Source organism: Marinomonas sp. TI.3.20 (assembly GCF_038155025.1).
In the GTDB taxonomy this organism is placed as follows: domain Bacteria; phylum Pseudomonadota; class Gammaproteobacteria; order Pseudomonadales; family Marinomonadaceae; genus Marinomonas; species Marinomonas flavescens.
The window spans coordinates 108,549-128,342 of sequence record NZ_JBAKAS010000012.1 but is presented as its reverse complement, the minus strand read 5'-3'; the positions used below and the strand labels follow the sequence as shown (position 1 = coordinate 128,342).

17 protein-coding genes are annotated in these 19,794 nt (G+C 39.5%); 2 read left to right on the top strand and 15 right to left on the bottom strand.

Going from position 1 to position 19,794, the window contains the following annotated elements:
- Positions 1-1,488 precede the first annotated feature (1,488 nt).
- A complete protein-coding gene (locus V6259_RS13135) occupies positions 1,489-2,913 on the top strand; it encodes a replication initiation protein (RefSeq protein ID WP_341584908.1) in 1,425 nt (474 codons plus the stop codon).
- Positions 2,914-2,972: 59 nt separating this feature from the next.
- Here the strand turns inward: V6259_RS13135 and V6259_RS13130 are convergent, their stop codons facing one another.
- The 15 genes from V6259_RS13130 to V6259_RS13060 form a co-directional block, all read right to left on the bottom strand.
- Complete coding sequence (locus V6259_RS13130; protein ID WP_341584907.1) at positions 2,973-3,566, bottom strand: LPP20 family lipoprotein; 594 nt, start codon at positions 3,564-3,566, stop codon at positions 2,973-2,975.
- A 238-nt stretch (positions 3,567-3,804) separates the two neighbouring features.
- Positions 3,805-5,487, bottom strand: coding sequence for a DNA cytosine methyltransferase (locus V6259_RS13125; protein ID WP_341584906.1), 1,683 nt, complete (start codon positions 5,485-5,487; stop codon positions 3,805-3,807).
- A 281-nt stretch (positions 5,488-5,768) separates the two neighbouring features.
- The gene (locus tag V6259_RS13120) at positions 5,769-6,293 is read right to left on the bottom strand and encodes a hypothetical protein (RefSeq protein ID WP_341584905.1); all 525 of its coding nucleotides are present in this window, start codon (positions 6,291-6,293) and stop codon (positions 5,769-5,771) included.
- A gap of 343 nt (positions 6,294-6,636) precedes the next feature.
- Positions 6,637-7,632, bottom strand: a complete 996-nt coding sequence (locus V6259_RS13115) for a hypothetical protein (protein WP_341584904.1) — start codon at positions 7,630-7,632, stop codon at positions 6,637-6,639.
- 77 nt (positions 7,633-7,709) lie between these two features.
- Entirely contained in the window at positions 7,710-7,949 is a 240-nt protein-coding gene (locus V6259_RS13110) for a hypothetical protein (RefSeq protein ID WP_341584903.1), read from the bottom strand.
- 148 nt (positions 7,950-8,097) lie between these two features.
- Entirely contained in the window at positions 8,098-8,490 is a 393-nt protein-coding gene (locus V6259_RS13105; protein ID WP_341584902.1) for a hypothetical protein, read from the bottom strand.
- Positions 8,491-9,059: 569 nt separating this feature from the next.
- The gene (locus tag V6259_RS13100; protein WP_341584901.1) at positions 9,060-9,335 is read right to left on the bottom strand and encodes an HU family DNA-binding protein; all 276 of its coding nucleotides are present in this window, start codon (positions 9,333-9,335) and stop codon (positions 9,060-9,062) included.
- A 116-nt stretch (positions 9,336-9,451) separates the two neighbouring features.
- The gene (locus tag V6259_RS13095) at positions 9,452-10,186 is read right to left on the bottom strand and encodes a hypothetical protein (RefSeq protein WP_341584900.1); all 735 of its coding nucleotides are present in this window, start codon (positions 10,184-10,186) and stop codon (positions 9,452-9,454) included.
- 217 nt (positions 10,187-10,403) lie between these two features.
- A complete protein-coding gene (locus V6259_RS13090) occupies positions 10,404-11,006 on the bottom strand; it encodes a hypothetical protein (RefSeq protein WP_341584899.1) in 603 nt (200 codons plus the stop codon).
- Positions 11,007-11,014: 8 nt separating this feature from the next.
- Positions 11,015-11,362: a hypothetical protein gene (locus V6259_RS13085; RefSeq protein ID WP_341584898.1), complete on the bottom strand. Its 348-nt coding sequence runs from the start codon at positions 11,360-11,362 to the stop codon at positions 11,015-11,017.
- Between the two features lie 456 nt (positions 11,363-11,818).
- Complete coding sequence (locus V6259_RS13080; protein WP_341584897.1) at positions 11,819-12,805, bottom strand: hypothetical protein; 987 nt, start codon at positions 12,803-12,805, stop codon at positions 11,819-11,821.
- 3 nt (positions 12,806-12,808) lie between these two features.
- A complete protein-coding gene (locus V6259_RS13075; RefSeq protein ID WP_341584896.1) occupies positions 12,809-13,525 on the bottom strand; it encodes a hypothetical protein in 717 nt (238 codons plus the stop codon).
- An 875-nt stretch (positions 13,526-14,400) separates the two neighbouring features.
- The gene (locus tag V6259_RS13070) at positions 14,401-14,991 is read right to left on the bottom strand and encodes a hypothetical protein (RefSeq protein ID WP_341584895.1); all 591 of its coding nucleotides are present in this window, start codon (positions 14,989-14,991) and stop codon (positions 14,401-14,403) included.
- A 54-nt stretch (positions 14,992-15,045) separates the two neighbouring features.
- Positions 15,046-15,486, bottom strand: a complete 441-nt coding sequence (locus V6259_RS13065) for a hypothetical protein (RefSeq protein ID WP_341584894.1) — start codon at positions 15,484-15,486, stop codon at positions 15,046-15,048.
- A gap of 396 nt (positions 15,487-15,882) precedes the next feature.
- Entirely contained in the window at positions 15,883-16,365 is a 483-nt protein-coding gene (locus V6259_RS13060) for a hypothetical protein (RefSeq protein ID WP_341584893.1), read from the bottom strand.
- A 199-nt stretch (positions 16,366-16,564) separates the two neighbouring features.
- Between V6259_RS13060 and V6259_RS13055 the strand changes: the two genes are divergently transcribed.
- A complete protein-coding gene (locus V6259_RS13055; protein ID WP_341584892.1) occupies positions 16,565-19,789 on the top strand; it encodes a hypothetical protein in 3,225 nt (1,074 codons plus the stop codon).
- The last annotated feature ends 5 nt before the right edge of the window (positions 19,790-19,794 follow it).

Genomic DNA, 19,794 nt, shown 5'->3' with positions numbered 1-19,794 from the left:
AGGTCGATGTATTCATACCAAATCAAAGCTACAGTTTTCGCCTTAAGTGGTAAAGATATCTAAGATTACCATCATAGTTTCAAATATGGATTGGACCTCTTCGCCTATGCTGGTAAAGGTCGATGTATTCATACCAAATCAAAGCTACAGTTTTCGCCTTAAGTGGTAAAGATATCTAAGATTACCATCATAGTTTCAAATATGGATTGGACCTCTTCGCCTATGCTGGTAAAGGTCGATGTAAGAATGGTAAACCAGAGCTACAGTTTTCGCCTAAGGTGGTAAAGTCAGCTTGCTTTGCCTGAATAATTTCAAATATCCTGCAATGTCTCGCTTTTGCTGGCAAAGGTTGATGAGTTTAATTTTCGCCATAGATGGTAAAGGTGTCTAACATTACAAGTTTGCTGGTAAAAATACCTAACATTACCGTTATAGTTTAATATATGGGCTAGGGTTCTTCGCCTGTGCTGGTAAAGATCGATGTATTCATACTGAATCAAAGTTATAGTTTTCGCCTTAGGTGGTAAAGGTGGCTAGCTTTACTGGTAAAATTTCAAATTTAGATAGGGCCTTTTTACCAATTCTGGTAAAGATCGATGTAAACAACCATTACCAAAGCTACATTTTTCGCCTTAGGTGGTAAAGGCGGCTAGCTTTACCGGTATAATTTCAAAAAATCCTGTGATATATCGCCTTAGGTGGTAAAGGTAGCTAGCTTTAACAACATAACTTAAATCCGAGGTTTATCTCTAGCTGTTAAAGGTAAAGCTTATTGATTTCTGGCCTAATAAATCTTTACCAATGTTATTTCAAACGTAGGCTTCCATCCAAAAGCTTTGCTCGGTCCTGATTATGACCACCAGCTTTAAATTCTCATGGTAACTATATGGATCTTTACCATACTTGTTTAAATCATGGGGTTGAGGGCAAAGCCCAGTTCAGTCCCGATTATGGCCACCAGTTTTAAATTCCCATGGTAACCATATGGATCTTTACCATACTAGTTTAAATCTTGGGGTTGAGGGCAAAGCCCAGTTCAGTCCCGATTATGGCCACCAGCTTTAAATTCCCATGGTAACTATATGGATCTTTACCATACTTGTTTAAATCTTGGGGTTGAGGGCAAAGCCCAGTTCAGTCCCGATTTTGGCCACCAGCTTTAAATTCCCATGGTAACTATATGGATCTTTACCATACTTGTTTAAATCTTGGGGTTGAGGGCAAAGCCCAGTTCAGTCCCGATTTTGGCCGCGAATTTTAAACTCTCATGGTAACTATCTGTATCTTTACCAGTGTTGTTTAAAATTAGGTCTGAATGAGCGTGAATCTTTACCATAATTGTTTCAAAAAAGTGGTTTTCACTTTAAAGAAAGATGGTAACAGGACCTCATATCCAATAAACTAAAATCAAATGGATGCTGCTTTTCTACTCAATTTATTATTTGTAGACTGCAGAAATACGTGCTGTCTTCGAGAGGATGAAAAATAATGTCGGGCAAAAACTCACTTTTCGATGGGGTAACCGGATCTATATTAGAAGAACCTACGTCAGACTTATTTAGTGTAAGTGAGTATGAAAATTTTGAAGAAGACGACATGTATGATGAAAAATCAGAAGTGGAGTTTAGGAATAGTCAGCATTTAATTGTATACAAAGATAACGCGCTTATATTCGGTAGGTACGGAAATCTCAACGCTGTAGAGTTGAAATTAGTGAATGCACTCATAGCGAAAGTTAATCCGTACAGCGACAGTATTGGGATGATGTCTTTCACGAGGAAAGAGCTCGTAGACATGGGAGTTGCTACGATTCAGTGGTTATACAAATCTATCGATGCAATCACTTATAAACTGCAGCAACAAGTTATTCGTTTGCCTAAAAAAAACCCAAAGACGGGTGCTGTAGACAATATATTGTCTTATGATAAAGTAAATCTATTCTATAAATCATCTTGGGATGATGATACAGGTGAGGCACAATTTATGTTTCACCCAGATATCCAGCCCTATCTAATAAATCTTCGAAGTCATTTTACAAAATATCATTTGCATCAGCTCCATGGGCTTAGTTCATACTATTCAATTCGTTTGTATGAATTGTTTAGATCCTTTCTATCGTTAAGGAGTGTGCAAGCTGGTAATTTCAAGTTAACTCGAAACGTTCAATATGCAACGCTAAGAGATCTTCTCGATGTAGGTAACAAGTTTAAACGCTTTAATCAGTTTCAAGAATTAGTATTAGATCTAGCTGTAAAAGAGTTACAAAAAACGGATATAAATGTAACGTATTCATTACCCGATCGTCGCAAAGCTAATTCACGTGTGGCAGTGAAAACAATTCGTTTCGAGATAGAGGCTCGATTTGGATACCGACTCGATAGTGATGATATGGAAGTTGATATGGCGATCTTGAAGAATGATACATACAGGCAACTTTTACAATTCTTAGCGAGTAAAAACGCGAGTGCTTTGTTAGATACATACGGTGTAGAACGATGCTTATCAAATTTGGAGTTATTGCAGTCTCAGAATAAGAAAAGTGTACCTATAAAAAATGCGTCTGCGTGGCTAGTTAAAGCGATAGAAAATGACTATGCAAACTCAAGTAGCAATGGCCCAGCGTTAGAAGAACTATTAGGTCTATATAAAGAAGAAGATAGACATAAGCGAAACTTTATAGAAGAGCAATTGTTGCATACCTGGAATGATTTAGATTCGACAGTTCAAAAAGAATTTTTAACCAATCGATTTGATAGCGGTGTGGTAGCGATGAAATACGTTGAGTATTTGATGCGTGTAGTGTCTGGTAATAAACCAGAGCCGGTTAAGCCAAAATTGTCTAAAGACGCGATGAAAGAAAACAAGGCAGCAGTGCAGGATGCACTAACAAATATAACTGATACAAATTGGTAGATTGTTTAATAAATAAAGTCTGTATGAAATAGAAAGCCCCGAAGGGCTTCTATAACAGATTACTTTTGTTTAGCAATTTCATCCGCTAACTCTTTAAATCCCTTGCCCGATTCAACCTTTTGATACAAGGCGGCTTCGTTTTTCATAGAAGATCGTAGAATATCAGCCGCAATGCCTTCAGTTTTTTTAGGGTCTAAACCTACAGCAACAACAAAACCACCAGAAGGAGTCATCATTTGTCTTACAACGCGTGATCCAATGAGTTTTTGATTTGTTACTTGTTTGGTAACAACAGAATTCACGCGATCAACGGTTTCAGCATCAGCTGAGCCAGTAGTTTCAGCATACTGCTTGACCATGTTTTGAATATTAAGATTTAGCGTCTGAGCGAGCTCTACACGCGCTGCAGTAGATGCAATGTCAATCATAAATGTAGGGCCAGCACCGGACTTGTTGCTGTAACCAACGGCGGTTAGCGGATAGCCAGTAATAGGTGCGCCGCATACCCAGTCAGGGGCCGCTTTATTAGATCCATCAGCAAAAACGCAATCAGGCACGTTGGTAGGGTTAGTATCCTGTTCTTTTTGGTCGTTTGAACTACATGCTGCGAGTAACATTGCGCTTGTGATAACAGAAATAAATTTCAATTTCATTTTTATAATCCTAATGGTTGTTGTGTTGGAGTGATGTAATTTTCCCATATAGGAGTGATGATTTTTAAGGTTTTTTTCTAATTTACTATAAACAAACCCTTTCTTGTTAAAGTCGATAGACTTGGTAAGTGTGTAGGGGGATTGGAGTGAAAATATTTTCACCCAAGGTGTGATGCAGATAGTTGATGGATAAAAGCAGGACAATAAATGGCCTGCTTAGTTATAGTAGTGATGCTCACTAATGTGTTGCGGCAAGTAAATAAATCTTAATTCTTTCTATCCAAGCGGTATGTAATTCCGCGTCGATACCTTGGCCAATAATAGCGGTTTGCTGTTCGATACTAAGGAAGTTCATTTTGAAGGATTCAGGCATCCCGCTGAGAGCTCTTAGCTGGTTTACGGTAGGCAAGTAGTATTTATTATTATGAAGCAAGTAGCATGTGTCCTTAAGCTGTCTATTTTGACTTCGAAATATTGCTGGTCCTACTTTGTCACCTTCTTTCAAGGGTCTGATGCGACCTGTATCAATGCCTTTTTGAACAGATTTAGTGTGAGAGACGTCACGCATATTATTGAAATCAGATTTAACGGCATCCCATGCGCTTATAGTTGCCGATTTGGTCTGAACCTCGCCAAAGTGTTCTAAACTTAGGTTTAGCCTAGTAGCAAAGATGTACATGCGTTTACGAGAGGTTAACCCACCAAAGTGAGGGGCATTCAAAGTATGAGTGCAAACTTTGTATCCCAAACGCTCTAGTCGACTAATGAAAATTTGGTATTCAGCTGAGTTCGCAAAATTAGGTACATTCTCTACGCTAAGAGTCAGAGGGGCCATTTTCGAAATTAATTTCAACGTAGGAACAAACATGTCACGGCTAGTAGTGAGTTCATCTATTGCTTTAGCGCGCGCTTTTTTTGTCTTTAATGAGCTGAAGTCTGTACAGCTTAAACTAAAGTGAGCATGTCCTATGTTTTTGTTTAGCTCTGCAATAAAAGGGATGTTGGCAAAATAAATATCTTCATTGAATAAATGTTTGACGTTAGTGTTCATCATTAGCGATAAAGCGTAGTGCTCTGACTTATCTGTAGTATCGCGTTTCTCCGGTGGGGCCCATTCAAGAGCGCTAGTAACATCAAAGCCCTCTCTTTCTAATAGATGAGCATCAAAACCGCCAGAAAAGCCTACAAAACATTCTAATGGATTAGAGGAGACGGGTGGTGCCTGTATCGGCTTGCATTTAGTTAATTCAATATTCATATAGTGTAAATCAGCATTGTTGTTTTGCACTGCTTTGACATCATCGTTGGTCTTGTCGATCGTATAGCCCAGACGGCGTAACTGGGTGATGAGGATAGTTGCGTGATCGGATTCCCAAAACTCTGGAGCGGCTTTGAAGGATATGTGTGTGAGTTTGTTAGCTTCGATTGTATCTAAAACCGAGATGATTGCATCTTTAACGATAGAGATATCAGGAATGAAAATATTTCCGGCCTTGTTTACGAAATTGCTAGCATCAAAAAGAGGAGTAATTAGAATCTCATCTTTCGTAATGACTATATGAGCCCGTTTGGCGCCGCAAAACGCATCTGTTATGTGAGATTGGTTGCGGATATCGATCATTTCTTCCTTACGGCCGGTTCCTTTTTTATAAGATCGTTCATAAATTTTTTTAACTGGTTCAGTTAATCCAAGTACAGCGCGAGTAAGTCGTAGGCCTTTCCCTTTGCCAATTACGGTCTCTGTATGTTTTGTACCTTTAAACCAGTGGTGGGCACCGAGGAGTTGTGTGCTAACCACCAGCTTAAGCTTATTGTTCGTCTTAGAAATGTTCTGAAAAGCCAAGTTTTTGGTGGTGGTGATGCATTCAGATAATCGCTGAGCGAAAACGTCTTTTGAAAAGCTTTGAATTTGTATTTCCACGTCTGATAGCCCTTTTTTTTGATTGGTGTAAGTCCATTTTGACGGATATTTACTAGCGTAGAGAGAAGAGGTGTGCTGTTATGCTATATCCTCACCGAAAGGTTAAAGGTGTAAACCTTCAGAGATTCTGGGCTTTTGTGGTTCTTGTAATCTGGGATGGAGGGGCTGCTCTTGTCGGCTCCTAGATCTAAACCTAGAAGCATGATGATGGATTAGATGGGTGGCCACATCGACGCAAAAAACGCTCCTAAAAGAGCGCTTTGTATCAAACTATAATTTTTCTATTTGTAGGTATTAGTTGGGTTTAAATACCGCCAAGCATTCTCAGAAAAGATTTCTCTAGACTTTTTAAATGTGGTTAAGCCTATACTGTCTTCATTCCAATCTGGCTGTAGATGAAAGAGACTGTCAGAGGTAGATAAAAAATGCACAATATCACCCTTCCTGTCTAAGGTGCCAACGCCAAGTAATAGTTTTGGCTCGCCAAAGTCGAGAGTATGTCTAATCATGGCTGCTACCAAAACAACGCCATGCTCCACTGACATTCTGAATCTGGTCAATCCATGTCTAGCGCTATATATAAATTCGATTTTATTCCAAGTCTTGTCTTGAATGATTCTTATGTCGTGAAATTCTCCAGATATCGAGGTAGTCCAAAGGCTGTTTTCTGTGAATACAGAGTAAGGATCTTTGACAATGTCGGCTGTGATGATTTCAAGCGAAGTTATCTCGAAAGGATACAATTTACCAATCGCATTAGTGACGGTGTTTTTTAGATTAGTCTCAATTTCTGGATTAGCGTTCATGTAAGTCCCCTTAAGTCGCTGTTAGTTGATGTGTCTATTATCAGTCTTTTTTCTCTTGACCTGTCATCAACAGAGCTCTCAGTCTTTAAGAGTAACCCTTTTGTTAAAGCCGGAGGCTTAAGAGGTGGATATCCAGTTAATCTAGACTCGCCTGATTACGGTAGAGAACAAAACCGTTACATCATATTTTTAACAGTCACTGAAAAGTTTGACGTAAGGCTTGCTTAGTCAGCCTGGAGTTTTGTGTAGAGGGAGCTGCAGTGGTTGGCTGGTGGATCGTGGTAAGCGAGATACCTGAGGAAAGCGAAATCTAAAGCATTAGATTTCGCTGTTGCCACAATGATTAGGCGGCTTTCAAACCGGTTTTGGAGATTGAAAATCTTCGTAGGTTAACTGCCGTTCCATTGCTATCATGAATCGAAAGCATAAATAAGCTGTTCTTCAATATGATACCTTCGCAGTCGCTGGTAATTCCGATCGCATCAATCAGAATGCGATCGATAAATTTTTGAGTTGCGGCTAAAGATGAGAATCCACGTTTAGAGTTTTGTTCATCTTCGAGGTACACAAAGAACTTATCTCCATCAGAGTATTCATTGGTAACTTTCTGAATCTGAATGTTCATTCGCTCAGAGGCTGCAATACTTTCTTTCTCTGTTGTGAGAGGGTCTAGTTTAAAGGACCAAACTTGCATATTGTTTTTTAAGAAAACCTTGGATGCTGAGGTAGCCTTAAGATTAAAAACGTTGAACAATTCAATAATCTGATCGCGTAGCTTTGTATCGTAGCGAGGCGCGATGATCCGAACTTCGATAGAATTTTTTATATAGCCTATTTTGAAGCAGTTAGACTCGAATTCTTGACGAGAAAAAATAATGGCTGGTGCATCAGCTTGCAATTCATCGTCGGAGAAAGAGTTCACGCATATAGCTTTAAAACCATCTACTGAGTGTTTAGAGAAGTATTTTGGAATCTCTTTATAAAAGATGGGAGTGGTTGGCGAATAGGGCTTAACTAATGTAGTGAAGCAATCTCGTAATCTGTTATGTTCTACTTCAGTTTCAAGGATTTTTATCAAAGGCCGAATATGCGTAAACACACGCCCTTTGTTGTGTTCGATAAGGCATTTCTGATAAAAGGCTTCGACCTGTGAATTCGGTCTTACATTTTGAGCACGAGCCATCTCAATGATGCTGGTAACCGCTGGGACAACTTCAGCGCTAGCATCAGATAATGAAAAATTTTGCTCTCTTAGATATACGCGAGCCATTAAGCTAAAGTACACGTCAAACAAGCAAGATTGAGCGTGTAAGCCATTTGATTTAATTGTGGTTGTCATACGAAATCCAAAATTTTGAATATTAATCAGCCTCAGATTGGCTATATTGCGTTCTGATGGTTAATGCGTAAGTCATGCTAAGCTCCAATAAAATTGGCTTCACGGTAGTTGTAATAGCCAATGGATGCATAGCGCATACTCCACTCGTCCGCATCGCGTTGACCATGCGTCGTATCTGAGTACGAACCACAAGACTTACATACATGGGCTTCATATCCATAAATACCAATATAATGAGAAAAGTCCTCACCGTGGCATGATGGGCATTGGCCTTCTTTAGGAGGTTTGTTTGCAGACTTAGTTTTGTTGCGTTTCATTTATACTTCCCTCTGTGAATGTTCAAAAGGGTGGTGACCTATGAAGCAAGGTCCCCACAATTATTTGATAATTATTTGATAATTATTTGATAATTATTTGATAATTATTTGATAATTATTTGATAATTATTTGATAATTATTTGATAATTATTTGATAGGTGTGTGTTTATCTTTAGAAAGATTGCAACATTCAAAATATTTCTCGTGAAGATGACGTCCTTTCTCAATTACTTCCATTGCTGTCTTGATAGGCAAATCAAAATACTCAGCGAAAAACTCAGTTGAGAGAAAGGAGTTAAAGAAAAATCGGTACATGTAGATTGGTCGGACATACTTGTAATAGATTTCTTCGAAATTACTTGGTGAGTCCTGCTTCTTGGCAACTTCTGATATAAAACTGATTTGTACGAATCGTTCAATATCAGAATAAGTTTGGAATAACAGATGGGCATTGAGCTTGTGTATTTCCTTATTGATCGCATTTTCACACTCACTAATGTCGGCTAGCGGTAATGGAGATGCTGCTGTTGTTGTTGTCATGATGCTAATCCTAGTTATTTTGTGGTGCTAATTTTCGCAGAAATTCACCAACCACCAGCACCAACGGCATGTTTAGCCTATTAGATAACCCTTGGTTAAAGGTGCGTGCCTACTGCTTAGATGTAGATGCGAAAGGGGTACTTTAATTTGTCAGATTTCATTTTCGAGCATATAAACTTAATATGATCCTCGACGTACCTGGGGCATTCTTCGATAAGGAATGATCGACAATGGATTTCTTGCACGGTGTTTGTTTTGTGAACATACACCTTTTTATTGCCTAGAATATTCGTGTTTTTTAGATGCTGAACGATTAGGCTTGGCTGTACTCGCCAATCGAAGGACACAACGAGAAAGTCTTCAGTCATAGCGATAAGATTGTATGATTTAGTTTTCACGGAAATATTTTCTAGATCGCTAAAGTGAATAATAAGATTAATTGGTCTAATGGACTCAATGAATTAGACAATGATATTTCAGATAATATTTAATCGTCAATATATTTCGTATCTAGAGGTTTATAAGCCAAAAAAAAAGCCGCTTCACGCGGCTCTTCCTATCGATAGTCTTTAACCATTTACCACATCTTTTAGATGTTTTGCGAAGCTAAGCTTTGGAATTCGAGCTTCAGGAATCTCGATTTCTTCACCTGTCTTAGGGTTCTTTCCTAAGCGCGCCGCACGATGTGAGGTTTTGAACGTACCAAAACCAATTAGTTGGACAGTTTCGCCTTTAGCAATTGTGTGCGTGATTGCTTCCAATGTTGCAGCTAAAGCATTGCCTGAAGCGGCTTTAGATAGGCCTGTCTTTTCTGCAATCTGATCAATAAGTTGTTGGCGGTTCATAATATCTCCATTTATGTTTATAATTAACTAAGTCAGTTATCTTCATTAAGTCAATTACACTATATAATGAGTTTTATTCATATTCCAGTAATCGCTCGTGATTCCTCCCTTCTGTCTCAACTCACCGTTAAGGTGTTTCCTTGCTTTTCTTCGCCGGTTAATACATTGAGGATACGACCTGATGGTAGTGATTTAATCTCGTCTAGTTCGATGGCACGGCTCATTGCTTTACCTTCATCAAACCAAAACCAATCCCCCACGTTGTGACGAACATCTTCAATGGTGTACACCAATAGACTGCGAGAATCACCGTTGTAGTAATACTCAGGCGGTAGGTTGTTTAGCAGTTCGTCATAATGAGGCATTCCTGACCCATTAATGACAGTCATGCGTTCGTATAGGGCCGCTGAAACGGCTTGCATGCGTGTATCAAACCCTAAAACATTTATTTCAGGGGGTAGATCTAGCGCTCGAATTTGACTCGGCATGCTAAATAGAAAGGACAAAGGTCTATCCACGCACCAACTTTTTATAGATTCGATACGATCGGCGGAGTCTTTTAGTTTGTAACCGTGGTCTTGCAACAGTGGTTGAATACCAATCAAACCGTAAAGGGCAAAGGAGATGTCGTGTGCTACGACACTTATCCAATCCAAGTTAGCGACAGACAGAGTACGGCCAAGCTTACGCCAACATTTTTTATCATAAGACGTAATTACCTGGCTCGAAGATGCTCGAGCAAGGGTTTCTACCGACTTTTGTTTTTCTAAATAGATCGAAATTTTTAAAAGTTCGCTGGCCGCATGTTTAATTTTTGTGACTAGAGAATCATTGACTAATGTACTGTTCATGTTGGTGCTCCTAAATATGTTTCTGATAGGAGTAATGATAAATCTTGCGGAGGTGGTTAGGCGGTCGAGCCAAATCAATATGACTATAAAGCGTACACGGTGAAAGGCAGAGCCTAAGGAGCTGGTGGTGACATGAATTGAGTAAGAGAGGATGGCAATAAAGATCATTGCGTATGAACTTTATTGCACTAGGGGGGGGGGAGGGAGGTCCGAGCTATTAAAACATGCCAGTAGTCTCGAGAGGTCTTACTGATTTAAAAAGCAAATCTAAGGTGATCATGGTTTCAATGCATTGTTTCTCAGCCGGTACGCTTATCGTAGGGGTGCGTCCTACCCAGTTTCGTTTTACAAATTCCCACTTGTTTGAATAGTATTTAACAGTTCCATCAGCCATTAGGGTGTAAGCAATATCGATGTCTTCTTTGTAGTGGTACCTTAAATTATTTTTGGCCATGCAGTGAAGAGCAAAATATTTGTCATACGTCTTTTTAAGAAGGGGTGTTTGCGGCAGTTCTGTAAAGAGCTCTTTGGGGTGCTTCTTTTTTTCTAAGCGTACAATGTCAGAAATAGGCCTCGTTGTGAAAGCGCCAGAGGTCCCTACGACTTTCTTTACATATTGACTGGCCATAATAGCACTGGGCGCGTTGAAAGATCCGGTAACAGCTCTGCCAGTGGAGTTTGTATAGGTTCTAGCTAGAGGGTATAAAATAAAGAGGCATATAACAGGAATCCACAGCCATTTCCCAATACCATTGATCATTAGATTCACTGGTGACAGTCGCCAGTTCCATTTAGTATGTGATAGTTTTATTGCAAACATATTCGGTCCTAATAGTATTGTTGCTTAGCTGTTTTATAGGCATTCATTAATGAGTAGATTGCCTTATAACATGTGCTATTTTTTAAATAAGCATGTGAAAGAAGCGGTTTTTTTATGTTGTACTTTGCAATGCTTCGAAAGTGTTTTCCATCGTGTAGAAATGGGCCTTGCTTATGTGGCTTAAGAGCTAAAATGACTGAGTCCACCTCCGAAAGGCAAAGTGTAACGTCCCCAAAACTAAGTCCGAAAAATTTCTCTTGTTGTCTTTTAGAAATTCTACCGGTCCAAACTCGAAGTGAATGCGATGGTCCAAATAGTGCATCAAGTGCTTCGGATAGTTCTTGTGAAGTAATCATATTTAATCTCCTTTTATAGTAAAAGGATATCAAATATGACTAAAACACCGGCCCTGACCGCACCTAAAAGCTATTAACACACCAAGGTTAAGGGCGGTACCGCCTAAAGAGGATAGATTTGCTGTATTGCCATTGTGCGGCCGATAATTAAGCCCTTAGTTACAGCAAGAGCAAAAATGGAAAATACAATACTAACTATTCCTAGGAAAATGCTGCTAGTAAATGCCGTATAGATAGCACTAATCGAAATACCAATGGCTAGTAGGTGAATTATTTTAAGAACTGATAGAGAAAATAGTTTCATGTAAGCCTCATTTGATGCGTTATGCGCAATATAAGGCTATTTAAAAAGAGATTCAACGAATGAGAGGAGGAAATAGTTTCTAAGACGTTGACTAGAAGGTTTTGAATAACTAAACCCTTCTAGTCAATGTCGATAAGGACGGGAGAAAACCATTAACAAGCGGCTTTTAACACCTCGTAAGCGTCTTGAATTCTCTGCGTCATGATTTTCGATTCTAGGATCTTGGACTCATTGGCGCCTTTGGCAATGGCTTTGTCAGGATGGTGTATGCTAATAAGTCGACGATAAATAGTCTTGAGCTCTTTCGGGCCTAAACTTTCATTAGCGTTAAAGAGTCTCCGAGCATCGGCTAATTTCGAATGATCATTAACATCAGCTTGACGTTTTTCCTTAGCATTATCATTGTATGAGTATGAGTGTTTTTCCGATTGAGCTCTTTGTTGGAAGAATGATAAGTCCATTTTGGAAAGCATTCTTGCCCATTCAGGGATTTCCATCTGTTTTACGGATTTTATTTCTCGTAAAGCTTCTTCGAAATACGGGCCAGAAACGCGCAAAACATAAACTATCTGAGAGATTATAGATTTTTGATGTTCGTTTGGAGTCCCGTCTGCATAGCTGACATAAAGAACGCTATTCAAGCAAGCAAGTGCGAAGAATGAGTTTTCTCTGTGAATATGTTCTTGTAAATAGGATAGCTGTAGGGCTACTTCATCAGGGTTATCATGCCCATAATTGGATTTTGACCCATAGCCTGATTTGGATATCAATGCGAGGATTCTAGATTGAGCAGCTTTAGTACCGCTACTTATAACCCCGTCATAAGAAAATGTTGCTGCCCCTACTAAATAGCTAATACACAAACAAAGGCTCTCGAAGTTATCGGAGTTTACTGCTCCTTCATCGCCTTTATAGGCAGTACTCTTTTTAATGCTAAAAAAACGTTTTGCGTGTGACGCCCATCTACGGAAAGAGAGCGATCGGGGTCGCTGGTGGCTGTAGGTAGCTGTAATAATATCTAATACCAGCCCTATTAAGAGCCCAAAGATCAGGGGCACTAATGATCCATCGAAAAAGACTTGGCCACTAATGCCAAGCCAAAAAGCCAGAAGAATGGAATGGAAATATTTAATCGGCACTGTCTAGGCCTCGTTCAGCTTGATTGAATAATTAATAACTGTTTTGACGTTGAAATCATCTTGGGAACCATGAATAACCAAGCTCTTTTTAAGTTGTGTCTCGTCGAATGGAGAGAGCTGAAAGGGCTTTTCGCGGCCAACATGTAGGCGATAACTTAGGTCGAGGGAAACATTCATATAATTGGTTACAGATCCCTTATATCGGGTTGTGCACTTCATTTTAATTACAGCCATTTGGCCTGGAGTCAGCGAAAGCAGTTGTGATTGAATTTTGCACTTATTAGATCTGTAAAACGTGGTTCCGTCTTCGATAAACATAGATACTCTGCTAGCGTTACGCATACTAATCCTGTTATCGATAACTTCGTTAATCTCGTCCACCAGCGTGTTATAACCTACAGTAGCACGAGTAATATCATCGATAATGTCGATTTTGTTATAGAGTATTTTGTTGAGTAGAGGAACCTTATAGTCGAATGTGTTCCCTGCGATAAGTTTGAGAATGTTGATGTTCCGGTTTAACCCGTTGATTATTTTGGTTCGAATTGAAACGAGCTCATTTCTGCTTTTGTTAGTAAGATCGCTTGAGCTGTAATGTTCGGAATGTGAATAATGAGTATCTGGCTGTAAGATGACCGTCGTAGTTGAGATGCCAATTGCATAAGAAGATGTAGTAGCAACTAAAAGTGCTACATTAAGTAGTTTTTTAATAATGCTCATTACCGAAGTCCTTTTTATTTAATTGTTGAATTTAATCGTTATTTTAGCGAGTTCAGAGCAAAATTTCCTCACATAGGGCACTACAAACTATTCGCATAACAAAGAGTTAAAGCCTTGGCTACTGGAAGGGTATGTAACGAAGAGAAAAGTCGGTGTACAACCTGCTCGATCGCTTTTTATTCCAATCAACTAAAACGCCTATTCTTAGGTCTTTAAGCACTTTCTCAAACAGCAGGGGCAATTTAGCTTTGTGTGGTAAGCGTATTTTGTATTGAGTCTTATTTGCGGGGACAGCAATCACTAGTATGTTTTCTGTGACTGTGGCGTTGATGCGCTTCGTACGGCTTTGTGTAGGCATATGTAGATAATTAATATTAATGTTAAAATTGCAATTATCTACATTATGCCCATTATATCAATTAATAACTTATTGAAGAGTTATATTGCTTGTTTGCATATCGTGAAAGGGTTGGTGGACCCTATTAGTTAGCGTGGAGTGTGTGGACTCAGCATCATCGCGTACTGTTAAGATATTTGTTAAGCGAGCTAGCGGGTCCATAATTTGTTGCATCGCCTCTTTGTGACGGGTGGGATTAACTGTTGCGAACGGCGGTCTATTCATACTCGCAATTGTTCGCTTTAGATCTAATCCCAGCACAGCTAAAGTCCGAATGTTATTTGATAGATTGGCAATGTGTTGGATCTCTGTGAAATCCAATTGATTGGTAAGCCAATGGATCAAATTTAGACGATGAAGCTCTTCAATCAGTAAGTGCGTCTGTTGATCGCATGTGTCTATAATACTTGTAAGTTCTGCAATTAGAGATCTATAGGAGTGGGTTCTTTGTTGCATTGCTAAGTTCGCCTCGTCTAATCTAATCTAACAATGATCGTTGTTGGACAATATCTTTATAACAAACCATTAAATTTTTATAACCATCATGTAATGATTCTCTAATCGATTTCATTGCAATTGAAGATGGATGTTTTAACACGAAACCTGTGACATTTAGCTTACCTTCCACTGAAATGCCGTCTTTAGTTTTTTTAAGCGAATCAATATGCAATTGCCAGCTCTGTATCAACTGAGAAATGTCTGTGCTGTCTTTGACTGCATTTTTATTATCTGATGAATTTATATTATGGCTGACATTTTTGCTAAATTTTTGTTTTGCTTTCGTCTCTACTATTTTTCTAAATCGTGAAGATTGAACAGTGCAGTCATCAGTAGAATAGATATAGTAGTTGCTAAGTGTAATATTTTCCCCCATAGCGAAAAGATTTTGAAGAGTCTGTGCAGATAGTTTAAGTTTTTGAGCAGTATCATCATTGAAATTTATAGTAATGGAAGGCGGCTTTTCTTGCTGAAAAAAGCTTTTGATGCCATCTAAAACCCCACTAGTTGCGGCATGCACTGGTAAGACAGAGCAGAAAAGAACGGATACAGCTAAAATGTTTGGTTTCAAAATTCTCTCCAAAAATCTAATGGAAAATTCATTAAAATTTAGTGTACTACTAAATTAATATGTATTTATGTCGTTGTTTTGAGTCAGTGTTTCCGAGGGGTTCTGGGTCATTTTAGTAGTTTTCTTAGTGTTCGGCCTTTTGCGCGTCCGTTTTTGTTCTTGAGGGTTCTGTAGTTCTTTAATTATCTGAAGCGCCTGTGAGTCAGATACATGGCTGAAAGAAGGTAAACGCTGCATAAATTCCATTATTGATTGTTGATCAAGCGCTTTTTGTTCCTCGGCACGTTTTTGAGCTAACGCTTCTTCTTCTTCACGTTGCTTTGCTTGTATGGCCGCTGCATTTAAAAGGTCGCGTAGTGTCTCAATAGCGTGAGATTCACTTTCTGCAATAGTAGTAATAAACGAGCTAGTGCTATGTATTGCGTCTATATTCGATAGTATTTGCTGAGTGTTGCTAATAACTAATTTTTCTGGAATTTTTCTCGTTTTCGACATTGTTAGTTCCTTTAATTATATGGATCTGGTGTATTTGAGTAGACGACTCTAAATCAGTGGTGAATGTTATTTCATGACTACTTAATGATTTATATGAGACTGTTTGCCCATCTATACTTAGTTCATTCTTATTAACTAGATGTGTAACGAATGAGTCTAGGTCCAAGCGACTGGGGTCGATAAGGGCTACACCAGAGTTATTGCTATTAATTTCACTACATAAACTAATACAGCTATTAGTACCTCGAAGTATTTCTGTAGATAAGGCGCCAGAAACGGCAAAAAGTGCTCTAGATGAGTTTATAGAGAATATCTCCTTAAGGTCTGCAGGGCTGATGGTAAAAGCCATTCGGTCTAAGGGTGACAAAATTAGGACGGGGTGGGATGCGTATTTAGTCATTTGCTGAGCGTCACAGTCCATGTGAAAGGGTCTGTGTGAACGCCCCAAAAAGAGAGTGAATATCCCTGATCTATGTACTTCTTAATGAGATTGTCACGTTCAGCCATGTCATCAACTATTTTAAACGACAATGTTTGTCCGGCTTGAACTTTATTAAACCATGATTTGTCGCTAGGAAAGGGGCGGGGCGCATCACCTAGCGCGGCAGGTCGGTACAGTCTCGCTAATAAGTTTTGTGCATTCACTTTACTGTCAAGACCTTGAATATCTAATTTCCAATCGCCATTTGTCTGCATCGCATAGAAATCGCGTAGATTCTGACGAGTGCGTTTAATTTTTACGTAGAAATAAATGTTCTTTGGTGATTCCTGGAACCACTTACCAATAGATTGTGTTGCACCAAATGCCGGTTCTATTGAGCAAAACCCACATATGGCGGATACCAAACCCACTGTCATCACTGTTTTAGTAAAATGCATAACCGATACCGTGTTGTCACGAACTAAATAGTCGCTTCAAAAATTTGTTTTTCAATGAGATAATACCATTAATAAATCTAATTGCGATATCGCATTTAGTACACTTATGGCATTTGGGGCGAAAGGCGTGATAGGAAACGGGATAAAATTGATGGCTACTCGAGTAGACACCTCATATGTCACTCGTAAGAGCAGTAGAATGACAGCCGCAGGTTATAGAGCTCTGTGGGACCTTCTTGGTTTTGGTATGGCTGGCTATTTTTCTGCACTCATAATGCTGTGGATGTTTTATAAAACAACATTCCATGAATATGTAATGATGTTGAATGTACATCCATCGTTTGCGATGGCGGCGTCGGGGGTAGCAGTCCTTGCATGCGGAATAATCATATACGTTAAATTTCTTATAATTCGGCTTTTATGGTCGGATGGTGTCAAAAGTGCAATAAAGATATTTTGGCTGTGTAAAAACCCAATATATTACTACAGCTCCTATGTCGTTTTGGTCTTTGCCGCGATCTTCGTCAAGATCAAGCCATTTGCGAAAGCTTTAAAAAACTTCCTCACAATTTGTTTCATCCTCGCCTTTATAGCTCTACCAAATACAACAAATACCTATGCAGATGCCTCGTTTTCAACAGCACAAAAGACTTATCTAGAAGGTAAGGTACGGGCGTTGACAGCTAATGATGCTACCGTCACATTTATGACATATATATTTGGTAGTGCGATAGAGCACATAAAAGCAAACGTTCTCTCTCTGAATTACATCACGGCATCAAAAGGCGCGACAGCTGACCTGAGTGGTGGAGGGTTGCTGGATTTAGATTACAAGGATCTATTGACGCCCCCTAGTAACAAATCAGACATTTTATCCAAAGACGATGGTAGTGGCACTCCAGATGGCCCTCTTGGAATAACATCGTTATACATTGGTCAATGCTTAATGATACTGCTGGTATTTGCTAGTGCCTACCGGCTAACTGTCATGTATGCCATTGAGTCCGTCGATTCGATTGGTGACCCGCGCTCACAAACAGCCATGTTTAAGCGAATGGGTGTATCGGGTGTATCTGCATCATTGTCTTCGCTAATAGCTACACCAATTTATAAGGGTTATACAATTCTTACCCTATTCCTTTTTCATGTTGTTCTAATCGGCGTGGCATTTTCAAATGCGTTTTTGATGAATTACTTTGAAAATGCTATAGCGAATACGTCCCCCACACCATATGTTACGGACAATGGAGACCTGTTGTATTCCAATATGGCAGAGAAAATGCTGTGTGTTCAGGCTGCAAAATACTCCTCACAAATTACGATTCAGACTGGTATAGAGCCTCATATTACGGATGATAAAGCGCAAATCGTTCTTGATTATGGTGTTTGTGGATTATTAAACATTAACTCAGAGGAAGACCTGATAGGTCCTGATAAATTAGGTCGAGCCGTCTACGCTAACAATGGTTGGGATACGACTAAAGTTACACAAGTAAGGACGTATGTAGTAGACAAATACATTGGTATTCTTTCGGATTTTCAAAATGCAATAAAGTTAATTGTTGATAAATACGCGAAAGTTTCTCAAACCTACCAGTTTGATGATTTCATAGCCGCATGTAATCAAATACAGAGAACAGGTGTTGCAGAAGGCGGTGAAATTAAATGGGACGAGTGGAAGAAGTTCGACAAAGATGGTACGTGGACAAAGTCCTGTACGATGACAGATACCTCTATTTCGGACGTTGCCACGGCTAAAGCAAATTATCGAAAAGCCATGGTCAAGCTGCGAGAGCAAGTAGTGCAGCTAATGGCGGACAAATTAAAATTAACTACTGATAAAGATGGTAAAAGGGATATCGTAGAGTTTAATGATTCAAGTTCTAGCGAATCTCCAGTCGATATAGATGACCCAAGTACATATCAATATTACTCGCTAGGATGGGTGGAGTTTCCTTTCCATATGGCCTATAGGAACTATATTTCACGTAGAACGGCCAACTGGTTAAAATTTTCCCTTGATAACCCAACTGAAGATATATCAGGTGTGAACGATTATGCGCTTGTGGATGCGGTAAAAACCGATGCTATCAAAGTCTATATAGAGAACCTTCAGTCCAAAAAGAATTCTTTAAACAGCCTGAGCGGCTCATTAGATAAGGCAAATGCCCTTTTGGGGAATGAAGGTTTTAGTTGGTCAAGATTAACGAATCTAGATGCGGCAGCTTCTAACGCAATAGCGATACTGATAGCTGATTTTTTCATGGTCGATCCTGGTGAGAGTGTCATAGCGGAGTATGCTGACGCGGGGAATACTATAATTAATATCTGGATTGGTCTTCACGCTGCAATGGGTGGTGTTAGCGGCGCTTTGGATTCCGGTGGCGGTATTATGTCGGCTGTTACAGGGTATTTGGGTGGTGCAATTACAGGGAATGCTAATAAATCTGATTTAAAAACAGCATTAAAAAACCGTGCGGGTAATGAGCCTAAATCGAAAGGCGGAATGCTTAAGTCTGCAATGAGTACTGTTGCTAAAGTAGGTTTGAAATTTGTGGGAGGCCCGATCGTTGGTGCGATAATCGGTTCTCTTGTGGGTGCTTTTCAAGCCTACAAAACGATGTTGAAACCTTTGCTCGAGGCGGTAATTCCATTTGCAATTTTTTGTGCTTATGTATTGCCATTACTTCATATGTTTTATTTCTCCTCCTGTGCTCTTAAATGGCTTTTACAGGTAGTAAAAATGTCAATTCTATCATCAGTTGCAGCTATCAAAGTTTGGGCAAATGATGGACGTGATTTATTCTCAACGGGCGTGAAAGATATTCTAATGGGGGCAGTAGCTACCGCAGTTATACCCATGATAATTATGGGCCTCTTCATAATGATCGATGGATTAATGACCCCGCTGACCGTCTTCTATCAACAAATGGCATATAAGGTCGTAAACGTGACCTTTGCAGATACGGCACAAGGTCCGCTCTATATTGTTGTCATGGTTGGCACAATAGTTGTTCCTGTCGTTTATATGATGCTTTATTTGTTCTCTTTTCCTGGTTTGATTCAAGATGCAATTATCCAATACATGAGTTTAAACCTTGGGTTTGCTGGCAGTAGTCATGGTATGAACTCATTGGGTAGTGCCATGGGTGCAGTGAAATCAATGAAACCTAACTTAACTGGAGGCGGAGGAGGTGGAGAAGGTGGTGGTGAATCCGGTTCCGGTGGTGGGCGCGGTACGGCCAAAGGGCTAATGGATAGTATTAGTGCAGCTCAAGCATCCCCAGAAAATGCTGCTACTAAAAGTGCCGCTGCTGCAAAAGGTTCCGCGCACAACGCCGCCGCTCGAAGTGCGGCGAGCAAAGGGGCTGCTGGTTTGGGTCGTGCTTTTAAAAACATAACAGGTTCAAATAAAAAGATATGATAAAA

Bases quoted from the DNA above. Each gene is read 5' to 3' on its own strand.
- V6259_RS13135 (WP_341584908.1), top strand. From the start codon at position 1,489: ATGTCGGGCAAAAACTCACTTTTCGATGGGGTAACCGGATCTATATTA.
- V6259_RS13130 (WP_341584907.1), bottom strand. From the start codon at position 3,566: ATGAAATTGAAATTTATTTCTGTTATCACAAGCGCAATGTTACTCGCA.
- V6259_RS13120 (WP_341584905.1), bottom strand. From the start codon at position 6,293: ATGAACGCTAATCCAGAAATTGAGACTAATCTAAAAAACACCGTCACT.
- V6259_RS13115 (WP_341584904.1), bottom strand. From the start codon at position 7,632: ATGACAACCACAATTAAATCAAATGGCTTACACGCTCAATCTTGCTTG.
- V6259_RS13110 (WP_341584903.1), bottom strand. From the start codon at position 7,949: ATGAAACGCAACAAAACTAAGTCTGCAAACAAACCTCCTAAAGAAGGC.
- V6259_RS13105 (WP_341584902.1), bottom strand. From the start codon at position 8,490: ATGACAACAACAACAGCAGCATCTCCATTACCGCTAGCCGACATTAGT.
- V6259_RS13100 (WP_341584901.1), bottom strand. From the start codon at position 9,335: ATGAACCGCCAACAACTTATTGATCAGATTGCAGAAAAGACAGGCCTA.
- V6259_RS13095 (WP_341584900.1), bottom strand. From the start codon at position 10,186: ATGAACAGTACATTAGTCAATGATTCTCTAGTCACAAAAATTAAACAT.
- V6259_RS13090 (WP_341584899.1), bottom strand. From the start codon at position 11,006: ATGTTTGCAATAAAACTATCACATACTAAATGGAACTGGCGACTGTCA.
- V6259_RS13085 (WP_341584898.1), bottom strand. From the start codon at position 11,362: ATGATTACTTCACAAGAACTATCCGAAGCACTTGATGCACTATTTGGA.
- V6259_RS13075 (WP_341584896.1), bottom strand. From the start codon at position 13,525: ATGAGCATTATTAAAAAACTACTTAATGTAGCACTTTTAGTTGCTACT.
- V6259_RS13065 (WP_341584894.1), bottom strand. From the start codon at position 15,486: ATGTCGAAAACGAGAAAAATTCCAGAAAAATTAGTTATTAGCAACACT.
- V6259_RS13060 (WP_341584893.1), bottom strand. From the start codon at position 16,365: ATGCATTTTACTAAAACAGTGATGACAGTGGGTTTGGTATCCGCCATA.
- V6259_RS13055 (WP_341584892.1), top strand. From the start codon at position 16,565: ATGACAGCCGCAGGTTATAGAGCTCTGTGGGACCTTCTTGGTTTTGGT.